The organism is Burkholderia contaminans (genome assembly GCF_029633825.1).
Taxonomy (GTDB): domain Bacteria; phylum Pseudomonadota; class Gammaproteobacteria; order Burkholderiales; family Burkholderiaceae; genus Burkholderia; species Burkholderia contaminans.
Genome location: NZ_CP090640.1, coordinates 1,792,109 through 1,804,252, shown reverse-complemented (window position 1 = coordinate 1,804,252; position 12,144 = coordinate 1,792,109). Strand labels below are relative to the sequence as shown.

The window sequence follows — 12,144 nt, the reverse complement described above, 5'->3', positions numbered from 1 at the left end:
GCCCCCACGTGCCAGGCGCGGTTCGTGGAGCATTGCGGGGGGATGAAACGGAACAGGCGGTTCCTCCTGTCGTACTACGGGACGTCGTGCGCGGCCTGCGACCCGCTTTCCCGCAGCGACGCGCCGCAGGCGGGGCGCTCGGGAAAGCGGCTGCCGGCAGTCGTCGTGCCGGCGAGGCGGGCGGCTTTTCGGGTATCGGACATGCAATGCTCCCTCATGGCTCGGCGGCAGTTAGTCGGGGGAACACAGGACCGGCGTGCGGCGGCACTCATCCGCCATACACACGGTCCGCCAGGTACGCGAACGCAATCGGACGCAGGCTGCGAACCGCCGCCCTGGCGCGATGTACGACCGCGTCGCGCGACGGGATGTTCCGCTGCGCGTGCTGCAATACCGACCGCATCATGACATCCTCCTTTGACGCTTGCATTCAACGTGCTGATCAGTCGTTGACATCACGCTGATCCATGTTGAGGATTCTATCTAAATCTATCGATTGATTAAATTTGATAAATGTTATCTATTCGATAGAGAAAAATAAACGGGGTCGCAAGACCCCGTTCATCGTGCTGCCACACGCGCATGCCGCAGGGTGCTCAGTTCATCGTCGCCGGCATGTCGAGCTTCGCGACACCCGGCAGCTCGCACGCGGAAATCGCGTCGCTGATCGCGTCGATCGCGGGCATCCGCGTGAAGCTCTTGCGCCACACGAGCACCACGCGGCGGTCGGGCACCGGCTCGTTGAACGGCACGTACGACAGCAGTTCGGCATCGGGGCCGTTCGCGCGCGGGCCGACCTCGGCGACCGACATCCGCGGCAGCACGGTGATGCCGACGCCGCTTGCGACCATGTGGCGGATCGTCTCGAGCGACGAGCCCTCGAAAGTCTTCTGGATGCCGTCGGCCGTCTGCGAGAAGCGCATCAGCTCCGGGCACACGCCGAGCACGTGATCGCGGAAGCAGTGGCCGTTGCCGAGCAGCAGCATGGTTTCCTGCTTGAGATCCTCCGCGTCGATTTCGTGGCGCTTTTCCCACGGATGACCAGCCGGCAGCGCGACAACGAACGGTTCGTCGTACAGCGGGCGAACCATCAGACCCGTTTCCGGAAACGGCAGCGCCATGATCGCGGCGTCGATTTCGCCCTGCTTCAGCAGTTCGAGCAGCTTCAGCGTGTAATTTTCCTGCAGCATCAGCGGCATCTGCGGGACACGCTGGATCATCTGCTTGACGAGCGTCGGCAGCAGATAGGGCCCGATCGTGTAGATCACGCCGAGGCGGAACGGGCCGACCAGCGGATCCTTGCCCTGCTTCGCGATCTCCTTGATCGCGAAGGTCTGCTCGAGCACGCGCTGCGCCTGCGTGACGATCTGGTCACCGATCGGCGTCACGCTCACTTCGCTCGCGCCGCGTTCGAAAATCTGCACGTTGAGCTCGTCTTCGAGCTTCTTGATCGCCACCGACAGCGTCGGCTGGCTCACGAAGCATGCTTCGGCCGCGCGGCCGAAATGCCGTTCGCGCGCGACCGCGACGATGTATTTCAATTCAGTCAGCGTCATTGTGGGTCAATCAGAGATATACAGGCGATAGGTTTAATTTATACACCCTGTGACACCGGTTCGCCAAGTTTCTCTGCATCGGAATGCTTCAAACGGCGGTTTTAAATCCGGCCCCGACCCGCGGATCAGGCCTTCAAGTACTGCTCCCGCGCGCCGAGCCAGCGTGCGAGATGCTGCGTGACGATCTCGGGATACGCGGCAATCAGCCGCGTCGCGGCCTCGCGGGCCGGTTCGATCAGCCAGCCGTCGGTCTCGAGGTTCGCGAAGCGCAGCATCGCCGCGCCCGACTGGCGTGCGCCGAGGAATTCACCGGGGCCGCGGATCTCGAGGTCGCGCCGTGCGATCTCGAAGCCGTCGGTCGTCTCGCGCATCGTCTTCAGCCGCTCGCGGCCCGTCGGCGACAGCGGCCCCGTGTACAGCAGCACGCACACCGACGCCGCGGTGCCGCGCCCGACCCGGCCGCGCAGCTGGTGCAACTGCGCGAGACCGAAGCGCTCCGCGTGCTCGATCACCATCAGCGACGCGTTCGGCACGTCGACGCCGACCTCGATCACGGTCGTCGCGACGAGCAGCTGCACGTCGTTGCGCGTGAACGCTTCCATCACGGCCGCCTTGTCGGCCGGCGACAGCCGGCCGTGCACGAGCCCGACCTTCAGCTCCGGGAGCGCGGCGGCCAATGTCTCGTATGTCTCGACGGCCGTCTGCAGCTGCAGCGTCTCGCTCTCCTCGATCAGCGGGCACACCCAGTACACCTGGCGTCCGGTCAGCGCGGCCTCGCGCACGCGGGCGATCACCTCCTCGCGCCGCGCATCGCCGACGAGGCGCGTCAGCACGGGCGTGCGGCCCGGCGGCAGCTCGTCGATCGTCGAAACTTCGAGATCGGCGTAATACGTCATCGCGAGCGTGCGCGGAATCGGCGTGGCCGACATCATCAGCTGGTGCGGCTGGAAATCGCGCGCGCCGTTGGCCGCATTCGCGGCCTTCGCACGCAGCGCAAGCCGCTGCTCGACGCCGAAACGGTGCTGTTCGTCGACGATCACGAGGCCGAGCCGCGCGAATTCGACCGTGTCCTGGATGATCGCGTGCGTGCCGATCACGAGCTGCGCGGTGCCGAGCGCGGCCGCCTCGATCGCCGCGCGCTTCTCCTTCGCCTTCAGGCTGCCCGCGAGCCACGCGACCGTGACGCCGAGCGGCTCCAGCCATGCGCGCAGCTTGCGCGCGTGCTGTTCCGCGAGAATTTCGGTGGGCGCCATCAGCGCGGCCTGGTAGCCGGCGTCGATCGCCTGCGTCGCGGCCAGCGCCGCGACGACCGTCTTGCCGCTGCCGACGTCGCCCTGCAGCAGGCGCTGCATCGGGTGCGCAAGGGTAAGATCGTTCGCGATTTCGTCGACGACGCGCGCCTGCGCGCCCGTCAGCGTGAACGGCAGCGCGGCGTAGAGCCGGGTCGTCAATGCATCGGCATCGCTCGCGGTGCGGCGCGGCATCGCGGGCGCCGCACGCGTGCGGCGCTCCTCGTGCGCGCGCTTGAGCGACAACTGCTGCGCGAGCAGCTCCTCGAACTTGATGCGCGTCCACGCCGGATGCGAGCCGTCCATCAGCGCGGCTTCGTCCGAATCGACGCGCGGGTGGTGCAGGATGCGCACCGCCTGCTCGAGCGTCGGCACGTCGAGCGGCTTCAGATAGTCGCGCTGGATCTCGGGCGGCAGCAGCTCGGGCAGCGGCGTGCGCTCGACCGCGTTCTCGATCGCCTTGCGCAGATAGGCCTGCGACACGCCGGCCGTGCTCGGATAGACGGGCGTGAGCACCTGCGGCAGCGGCGCATCCGCTTCGACGACACGCACCGCCGGATGCACCATCTCCATCCCGAAGAAGCCGCCGCGCACGTCACCGCGCACGCGCAGCCGCTGGCCGACGGCCATCTGCTTGACCTGCGAGCCGTAGAAATTCAGGAAGCGCAGCACGAGGTGCTCGCCGTCTTCGTCCTGGATCTTCACGACCAGCTGGCGGCGCGGCCGGTACGCGACCTCGTTGTCGAACACGACGCCTTCGGTCTGCGCGATGCCGCCCGGCAGCAGCTCGCCGATCGGCGTGAGCGTGGTTTCGTCCTCGTAGCGCATCGGCAGATGCAGCACGAGATCGATCGAGCGCGTAAGGCCGAGCTTCGCGAGCTTGTCGACGGTCTTCACGGGTTTGTCGGCGGCGGGCTTCTTCTTGCGCTTCGCGCCGCCCGCGCCTGCCGTGTCGATTTCAGCGGCGCCATCGGCATCGGGCGCGGCGGCGGCCGGCTGCGCGAGCCTGCCGTCGGCGCCGCGCCTCGGGCCGGCGCGGCGCGGCGCGGCGCGCGGCGCGGAAGCACGCTCCCCCGCGCCTTGCGCGGGCGGCGCGACATCCTCCGCGTCGAACGGATCGGCGGAATCGGCAACGGCAGCGGGGGAACGGCGTGGTGACACAGGCATCGGATCGTCTGGGTGCTTCTCAAGGCAAGTACAATAGCGGCTTTCACGTCGTCCGAACGAACGACGCCGGCTAGGCCGCGCATCCCGCCATCATAGCGGCTCGCGCGCCCCATTTACGCGTTTCCGCCCTGCCGGCGACGCCCGCCGGCCGTTTCGAACCAGCCCGCATGTTCACGCTTTCCGATTTCGATTTCAATCTGCCGCCCGAGCTGATTGCACAAACCGCGCTGCCCGATCGCACCGCGAGCCGCCTGCTCGAGGTCGACGGCACCGTCGCGCCCGCACGCCTCATCGACCGTCATTTCACCGAGCTGCCGTCGTGCATCGCGGCCGGCGACCTGCTCGTCTTCAACGATACCAAGGTGCTGAAGGCGCGCTTCTTCGGCCAGAAGGCGAGCGGCGGCAAGATCGAGGTGCTGATCGAGCGCGTGACCGGCACGCACACGGCGCTCGCGCAAATCCGCGCGAGCAAGTCGCCGGGCGCCGGCACGACGCTGCGGCTCGCCGATGCGTTCGACGTGACGGTCGGCGAACGCGTCGACCCGTTCTTCACGCTGAACTTCCCCGCGCCGTGCCTCGACCTGATCGAGCAGTACGGCCGCCTGCCGCTGCCGCCCTATATCGAGCACGATCCGGACGCGACCGACGAGACGCGCTACCAGACCGTCTACGCGAGCAACCCGGGCGCGGTCGCCGCGCCGACGGCCGGGCTGCACTTCGACCAGCCGATGCTCGACCGCCTCGACGCGACGGGCGTCGAACGCGCGACACTCACGCTGCACGTCGGCGCCGGCACGTTCCAGCCGGTGCGCGTCGACAACATCGCCGAGCACAAGATGCACAGCGAGTGGTACGACCTGCCGCAGTCGCTCGTCGACAAGATCGCCGCGACCCGTGCTCGCGGCGGCAAGGTGATCGCGGTCGGCACGACGTCGATGCGCGCGCTCGAAGCCGCGGCGCGCTCGGCCGACGAAGCGGGCCGCCCGCTCGCGGCGACGCAGGCCGAAACCGACATCTTCATCACGCCCGGCTATCGTTTCCGCGTGGTCGACCGGCTCGTCACGAACTTCCATCTGCCGAAGTCGACGCTGCTGATGCTGGTGTCCGCGTTCGCAGGCGTCGAGACGATCCGCGCCGCGTACCGGCACGCGATCGACGAGCGCTACCGCTTCTTCAGCTACGGCGACGCGATGCTGCTCACGCGGCGCGACGTGCCGGAGGCGCCGGGCGCGTAAAGCAAGGCGGGCGCGACGGCCCGCGCGGCCGCCGTTGCAGCGCAGCGCCGTTTTCCCTTTGTGTGCGCGACGCTTTTGCGCGCACCCGCTTTTCCCCGCCGCCGGTTTCTCGGCAGCGTTTCCAACATGCGCCGGACTTGCGATCCAGAGTTAGCGCTTTAGCGGTTACTCTGGTCCCATGCAGAGCAGCCCGGTAGCAAGGAGAATGACTCGATGACCGAAGGTTCATCCCACGATACGCACGCCCCCGTGCAGGACCGCCCGGCGAACGGGCTCGAATTCGAACTGCTGACGACCGACGGCCATGCGCGCCGCGGCCGCGTGAAGCTCAACCACGGCGTGGTCGAGACGCCGATCTTCATGCCGGTCGGCACGTACGGCACCGTGAAGGCGATCCAGCCGCGCGAGCTGCACGAGATCAAGGCCCAGATCATCCTCGGCAATACGTTCCACCTGTGGCTGCGCCCGGGCCTCGACACGATCGACGCGCACGGCGGCCTGCATGGCTTCATGGGCTGGAACAAGCCGATCCTGACCGACTCGGGCGGCTTCCAGGTGTTCTCGCTCGGCGACCTGCGCAAGATCACCGAGGACGGCGTGACGTTCGCGTCGCCGATCAACGGCGACAAGCTGTTCCTGTCGCCGGAAGTGTCGATGCAGATCCAGAAGGTGCTGAACTCCGACGTCGTGATGCAGTTCGACGAGTGCACGCCGTACGCGACCAACGGCGTGCCGACCACGCACAAGGAAGCGGCCGACTCGATGCGCATGTCGCTGCGCTGGGCGAAGCGCTCGCTCGACGAGTTCGACCGGCTCGGCAACCCGAACGCGCTGTTCGGGATCGTCCAGGGCGGGATGTTCGAGGACCTGCGCGACGAATCGCTCGCGGGCCTCGCCGAACTCGGCTTCCACGGCCTCGCGATCGGCGGGCTGTCGGTCGGCGAGCCGAAGGAAGACATGATGCGGGTGCTGCAGCACGTCGGCCCGAAGCTGCCGGCCAACAAGCCGCACTACCTGATGGGCGTCGGCACGCCGGAGGATCTGGTCGAGGGCGTCGCGAACGGCATCGACATGTTCGACTGCGTGATGCCGACCCGCAACGCGCGCAACGGCTGGCTGTTCACGCGCTTCGGCGACGTGAAGATCCGCAACGCGACGCACAAGAATTCGCTGAAGCCGCTCGACGCGAGCTGCACGTGCTACACGTGCCAGAACTTCTCGCGCGGCTACCTGCATCACCTGCACCGCGTCGGCGAGATCCTCGGCGCACAGCTCAACACGATCCACAACCTGCACTACTACCTGCAGCTGATGAGCGAGATTCGCGAAGCGATCGAGACCCACACGTTCGACGCGTTCCGCCAGCGCTTCGCGGAGGATCGCGCCAGAGGGGTCGACTGACCGGCGGTCGGACCGCCCTTGATAGGACAAACACTATACGGATCGACAATCTGGTGGGACTCGTCCTAAACAATTGAGTCCCAACTGCCGCCCGGATCCAACAAACATTACAATTGCCTTTCCATACAAGTCGCAACGGTACCGGTTCGCGCTTTAACAGCTTGATCCGAAAGCGCATTTGCCGAGCCGTTTGCGCATGGGGCCGGTGGTAGAATAACCGGCTTATTTTTCGATCTTCCCCTACGGAGAGACCAACGTGCCGTTCATTTCCAACGCGTTCGCCCAAGGTGCCGGTGGCGCCGAATCGAGCCTGATGAGCTTCCTGCCGCTCATCCTGATGTTTGCCGTGCTCTACTTCATCATGATCCGTCCGCAGATGAAGCGTCAGAAGGAGCACCGCAACATGCTCGCGGCCATGGCCAAAGGCGACGAAGTCGTCACGAGCGGCGGCCTCGTCGGCAAGGTGACCAAGGTCACCGAAGGCTACATCGGCGTCGAAATCGCCGAAGGCACCGAAATCACCGTGCAGAAGGCCGCGGTCACGACCATTCTGCCGAAGGGCACGATCAAGTCGCTGTAAGCCCTTCACCGAGCGTCCGGCTCCCCGCGCCGTGCCCGCCTGAGAGAGCGGGCCGCCGCGGCGCCGGACGCGACGCTTTCACGCCAACCACCCGTTCGGCTCCCTCATGAATCGTTATCCACTCTGGAAATATGTCGTGATGGTCGTGGCGCTCGCCATCGGCCTTCTGTACACATTGCCCAACTTCTTCGGCGAAGCGCCGGCGGTGCAGGTGTCGAGCGGCAAGGCCACGGTCAAGCTCGACTCGACCACGCTGACCCAGGTCGAATCGGCGCTCGCGTCCGCGCAGATCACGCCGGACGACGTCACCTTCGAGAACACGGCGACCGGCGCGAACATCCGCGTGCGCCTGAAGGACACCGATACGCAGCTGCGCGTCAAGGACCTGCTGCAGAAGTCGCTGAACGCCGACCCGAACGATCCGCAATTCGTCGTCGCCCTGAACCTGCAGAGCGCGTCGCCGCGCTGGCTGACCTCCCTGCACGCACTGCCGATGTATCTCGGCCTCGACCTGCGTGGCGGCGTCCACTTCCTGCTCCAGGTCGACATGACGGGCGCGCTGACGAAGAAGCTCGATTCCGACGCGTCCGACGCGCGCACGCTGCTGCGCGACAAGAACATCCGCGACGGCGGCGTGAGCCGCGTCGACCAGTCCGTGGTCGTCAACTTCAGCGATGCGCAGACGGCGGAAGACGCCCGCAAGCTCCTCGCGCTGTCGATCACCGAGCTGCAATGGGCGACCCAGCCCGGCGGCGGCGGCACGCAGGTCGTCGGCACGTTCACGCCGGCCGTGCAAAAGTCCGTCGAGGACGCCGCGCTCAAGCAGAACCTGACGACGCTCCACAACCGCGTGAACGAACTCGGCGTGTCCGAGCCGATCCTGCAGCAGCAAGGTAGCGACCGTATCGTCGTCGAGCTGCCGGGCGTGCAGGACACCGCGAAGGCGAAGGACATCATCGGCCGCACCGCGACGCTCGAAGCGCGCCTTGCCGACCCGATCAACACGCACCCGAACCCGAACGACCCGGTGCCGCCGGGTGAAGAGCTGTTCACGCAGGGCAACCAGGCGCCGGTGCTGCTGAAGAAGGACGTGATCTTCACGGGCGACCGCATCATCGATGCGTCGGCCGGCTTCGACGATCACCAGCGTCCGTCGGTCAACATCCGCCTCGATTCGGCGGGCGGCCGCTCAGTGCGCGCAGTCTCGCGCGAGAACATCGGCAAGCCGATGGCGATGGTGCTGTTCGAGAAGGGCAAGGGCGAAGTGCTGACGGTCGCGACGATCCAGTCGGAACTCGGCGACCGCTTCCAGATCACGGGCCAGCCGACGCCGCAGGCCGCGGCCGACCTCGCGCTGCTGCTGCGCGCCGGTTCGCTCGCAGCGCCCATGGACATCATCGAGGAACGCACGATCGGCCCGAGCCTCGGCGCGGACAACATCAAGATGGGCGTCCACTCGGTGATCTGGGGCTTCTGCGCGATCGCCGTGTTCATGATCGCGTACTACATGCTGTTCGGCGTGATCTCGGTGATCGGCCTGTCGGTGAACCTGCTGCTGCTGGTCGCCGTGCTGTCGCTGATGCAGGCGACGCTGACGCTGCCGGGTATCGCCGCAATCGCGCTCGCGCTCGGTATGGCGATCGACTCGAACGTGCTGATCAACGAGCGCGTGCGTGAGGAACTGCGCGCGGGCCAGCCGCCGCAACTCGCGATCCAGTCCGGCTACGCGCATGCGTGGGCGACGATTCTCGACTCGAACGTCACGACGCTGATCGCCGGCCTCGCGCTGCTTGCGTTCGGCTCGGGCCCGGTTCGCGCGTTCGCGATCGTGCACTGCCTCGGTATCCTGACGTCGATGTTCTCCGCGGTGTTCTTCTCGCGCGGGATCGTCAACCTCTGGTACGGCGGCCGCAAGAAGCTGAAGTCGCTCGCGATCGGCCAGGTGTGGAAGCCGGAAGGCGCTGCCGCCGCGTCGTTCACCGACGCCGACGAATCGACCGACACCGCACGCGCCGCGAAGCTCGCTGCCCCCGCGAAGGGCAACGCGCCGCGCGCCGGCAAGCCGCAGCTGCGCAACCGCGCGCAGCAAGGCGTGTCGCCGAAGAAACCGGGCTCGACCCAATAAGGCCCCGGAGAAGACCATGGAATTTTTCCGCATCCGTAAAGACATTCCGTTCATGCGGCACGCGCTGGTGTTCAACGTGATCTCGCTGGTCACGTTCCTCGCCGCCGTGTTCTTCCTGTTCCACCGCGGGCTGCACCTGTCCGTCGAATTCACCGGCGGGACGGTGATCGAGGTGCAGTACCAGCAGGCCGCGGAGCTCGAGCCCGTGCGCGCGACGCTCGGCAAGCTCGGCTATGCCGACGCGCAGGTGCAGAACTTCGGCACGTCGCGCAACGTGCTGATCCGCCTGCAGCTGAAGGAAGGCCTCACGTCCGCGCAGCAGAGCGACCAGGTGATGGGCGCGCTGAAGGCGCAGAACCCGGACGTCACGCTGCAACGCGTCGAGTTCGTCGGCCCGCAGGTCGGCCGGGAGCTCGCGACCGACGGCCTGCTCGCGCTCGCGTGCGTCGTGATCGGCATCGTGATCTACCTGTCGTTCCGCTTCGAGTGGAAGTACGCGGTGGCCGGCATCATCGCCAACCTGCACGACGTCGTGATCATTCTCGGCTTCTTCGCGTTCTTCCAGTGGGAGTTCTCGCTGGCGGTGCTCGCGGCGATCCTCGCGGTGCTCGGCTACTCGGTCAACGAGTCGGTCGTCATCTTCGACCGGATCCGCGAAACGTTCCGCCGCGAGCGCAAGATGAGCGTGCAGGAAGTGATCAACCACGCGATCACGACCACGATGTCGCGTACGATCATCACGCACACGTCGACCGAAATGATGGTGCTGTCGATGTTCTTCTTCGGCGGCCCGACGCTGCACTACTTCGCACTCGCGCTGACGGTCGGCATCATGTTCGGCATCTACTCGTCGGTGTTCGTCGCGGGTTCGCTCGCGATGTGGCTCGGCATCAAGCGCGAAGACCTGATCAAGGAAAAGAAGTCCGCGCACGATCCGGACGATCCGAACGCAGGCGCGCAGGTTTAAGCGCCACGCTGCTTCGGCACAGACCAAAAGCCGGCCCGGTTGGGCCGGCTTTTTTCATGCCCGCACCACTGCCGTGCATCGCGCCGCCCGCTCGCCCTGCCCCGTCACGCGCGTCGGCTACAATCGTGACCGTCCGCCGCGCCGCCCGCCGGCCGTGCGTCGGCGGAACAGCACCTTCGCCCTCCGTTCAAATGCGCGGCCCCGATGATGCCTCCCACACGTGTCGTTCTTCGCCTTGCCGTTTGCGCTGCCGTCACGGCCACGCTCCTGCCGTGCATGTCGTCCGCCGATGCGCAACAGCCGGCGTCCGCCCCGCCCGCTTCTGCCGCTTCTGCCGCTTCTGCCACTTCTGCCGCTTCTGCCGCTTCCGCCGCTTCTGCCGCCTCTACCGCTTCCGCACCCGCCGCGTCGCCCGCCAAGGTCCAGCCGCCCTCGCCCTGCCCGCCCGACTGGGAGCCGCAGATCTGCGAGCTCAAGGCGGCCGTCGAATTGCTCAAGAAACAGCACCTGACCGACATCGACATCGGCGCGCTGCTCGACGCAACGACCCACGCGGGAATCAAGACGCTGCCGTACGCGCGTTTCTTCGACGCGAAGGAGGAGCAGGAGCGGCGCGACGACGAACGTCGCGCGCGCGACGGCACGCCCGGCATCGGCATCGTGTTCGAGACGCGGCCCGACGGGCTGCACATCGTCGACGTGATTCCCGACGCGCCCGCGGAAAAAGCCGGCGTGCGCCCCGACGATCTCGTCGTCGCGATGAACGATACGAGCGTCGTCGGCATCGATGCCGCCGACCTGACCAAACTCGCCAAGGGCGACGCAGGCGTGCCGCTGAAGCTCACGGTCCAGCGCGGCCCGTCGCACGCGGTGCTGAGCTTCGCGCCCGTGCGAACGATCCTCAAGCCGCATCCGGCGACCGCGAAACGGCTCGACGGCGACATCCTGTACACGCGGCTGTCGAGCTTCCCGGAGCCGGCGGTCGGCGACTACGTCGACGCGATACAGGCCGCCCGCCACGCGGGGCCGCCGGTGAAAGGCGTGATTCTCGACCTGCGCATCAACGGCGGCGGCGCACTCAATGCGGCGATCGGCATCACCGCGCTGTTCGCGGGACGCGACCGCACCGCGATGGTGACAGTCGAGCGCGGCGACGCCAACCGCCGCCGCTACACGACCAACTGGCCCGACTACGAATTGCCGGTCATGCACGGCCAGGATCCGCTCGCGCCGCTGCAGGCCGACGACTGGTGGCGCACCGTGCCGCTCGTCGTACTCGTCGACGGACAGAGCGCATCGGCCGCCGAAGCGACCGCGGCGGCGCTGAAGGATCTCGGCCGCGCGAAGCTGCTCGGCATGCCGACCTACGGGAAGGGGCTCGCGCAAACGGGCGTCGACCTGATCGACGGCACGCGCCTGAATTTCACGTACGCGCGCAACCTGCGGCCGAACGGCTGCCCGATGGACGGCTACGGCGTCGTGCCGGACTGGCTCGTGCCGCCGCGTCGCGACTCGGACATCGACGGCGTGCTGCTGTGGTACCGGGAAGCCGATCTCGCCCGTGCGCCGTATGCGGACCGGCTGGCGCCCGATCCGTTCGCGAAGGTGCGCAAGGAACGGCAGAAGTTGCGCGAGCAGCGTGCGCTCGCGAAGATCGATACGGCGAAGAGCGCGGCGCTGCCGCAGCGCGAGTTCGGCACGGCAACCGACTGGCAGCTCGGCCAGGCGCTTGCGGCGCTCGCCGGGCGCCCGGTGCGGACCGTCGAAGCCAGACCGCAGTTGATGCCGGCACAACCCGTATGCGAGCGCACCGGCAACTGACGC

The 12,144-nt window shown here is 67.1% G+C and carries 9 protein-coding genes; 6 read left to right on the top strand and 3 right to left on the bottom strand.

Going from position 1 to position 12,144, the window contains the following annotated elements; all coding sequences use genetic code 11:
• Window positions 1–74: 74 nt before the first annotated feature.
• From LXE91_RS08425 to recG, 3 genes are all read right to left on the bottom strand, one after another.
• Window positions 75–203, bottom strand: a complete 129-nt coding sequence (locus tag LXE91_RS08425) for a hypothetical protein (protein WP_256093559.1) — start codon at window positions 201–203, stop codon at window positions 75–77.
• A gap of 393 nt (window positions 204–596) precedes the next feature.
• On the bottom strand, window positions 597–1,556 hold the full coding sequence (locus LXE91_RS08420) for a hydrogen peroxide-inducible genes activator (RefSeq protein ID WP_039361386.1): 960 nt from the start codon (window positions 1,554–1,556) through the stop codon (window positions 597–599).
• 125 nt (window positions 1,557–1,681) lie between these two features.
• Window positions 1,682–4,012, bottom strand: coding sequence for an ATP-dependent DNA helicase RecG (gene recG, locus LXE91_RS08415; RefSeq protein WP_039361388.1), 2,331 nt, complete (start codon window positions 4,010–4,012; stop codon window positions 1,682–1,684).
• A gap of 167 nt (window positions 4,013–4,179) precedes the next feature.
• Here recG and queA point away from each other — a divergent pair, with 167 nt between their 5' ends.
• From queA to LXE91_RS08385, 6 genes are all read left to right on the top strand, one after another.
• Window positions 4,180–5,247: a tRNA preQ1(34) S-adenosylmethionine ribosyltransferase-isomerase QueA gene (gene queA, locus LXE91_RS08410; protein ID WP_039361390.1), complete on the top strand. Its 1,068-nt coding sequence runs from the start codon at window positions 4,180–4,182 to the stop codon at window positions 5,245–5,247.
• 213 nt (window positions 5,248–5,460) lie between these two features.
• Complete coding sequence (gene tgt / locus LXE91_RS08405; RefSeq protein ID WP_039361392.1) at window positions 5,461–6,648, top strand: tRNA guanosine(34) transglycosylase Tgt; 1,188 nt, start codon at window positions 5,461–5,463, stop codon at window positions 6,646–6,648.
• Between the two features lie 256 nt (window positions 6,649–6,904).
• Window positions 6,905–7,228, top strand: coding sequence for a preprotein translocase subunit YajC (gene yajC / locus LXE91_RS08400; protein WP_006476868.1), 324 nt, complete (start codon window positions 6,905–6,907; stop codon window positions 7,226–7,228).
• A gap of 106 nt (window positions 7,229–7,334) precedes the next feature.
• Window positions 7,335–9,353, top strand: coding sequence for a protein translocase subunit SecD (gene secD / locus LXE91_RS08395; RefSeq protein ID WP_039361394.1), 2,019 nt, complete (start codon window positions 7,335–7,337; stop codon window positions 9,351–9,353).
• Between the two features lie 16 nt (window positions 9,354–9,369).
• On the top strand, window positions 9,370–10,320 hold the full coding sequence (gene secF / locus LXE91_RS08390) for a protein translocase subunit SecF (protein ID WP_039361396.1): 951 nt from the start codon (window positions 9,370–9,372) through the stop codon (window positions 10,318–10,320).
• Between the two features lie 204 nt (window positions 10,321–10,524).
• Window positions 10,525–12,141 carry a S41 family peptidase gene (locus tag LXE91_RS08385; protein WP_220497421.1) on the top strand — a complete coding sequence of 539 codons (1,617 nt, stop codon included), beginning with the start codon at window positions 10,525–10,527 and terminating at the stop codon, window positions 12,139–12,141.
• Window positions 12,142–12,144: the final 3 nt, after the last annotated feature.

What these genes read in the sequence shown, in the direction of transcription:
- LXE91_RS08425 (WP_256093559.1), bottom strand. Translation starts at nt 203, where the DNA reads ATGTCCGATACCCGAAAAGCCGCCCGCCTCGCCGGCACGACGACTGCC.
- LXE91_RS08420 (WP_039361386.1), bottom strand. Translation starts at nt 1,556, where the DNA reads ATGACGCTGACTGAATTGAAATACATCGTCGCGGTCGCGCGCGAACGG.
- recG (WP_039361388.1), bottom strand. Translation starts at nt 4,012, where the DNA reads ATGCCTGTGTCACCACGCCGTTCCCCCGCTGCCGTTGCCGATTCCGCC.
- queA (WP_039361390.1), top strand. Translation starts at nt 4,180, where the DNA reads ATGTTCACGCTTTCCGATTTCGATTTCAATCTGCCGCCCGAGCTGATT.
- tgt (WP_039361392.1), top strand. Translation starts at nt 5,461, where the DNA reads ATGACCGAAGGTTCATCCCACGATACGCACGCCCCCGTGCAGGACCGC.
- secD (WP_039361394.1), top strand. Translation starts at nt 7,335, where the DNA reads ATGAATCGTTATCCACTCTGGAAATATGTCGTGATGGTCGTGGCGCTC.
- secF (WP_039361396.1), top strand. Translation starts at nt 9,370, where the DNA reads ATGGAATTTTTCCGCATCCGTAAAGACATTCCGTTCATGCGGCACGCG.
- LXE91_RS08385 (WP_220497421.1), top strand. Translation starts at nt 10,525, where the DNA reads ATGATGCCTCCCACACGTGTCGTTCTTCGCCTTGCCGTTTGCGCTGCC.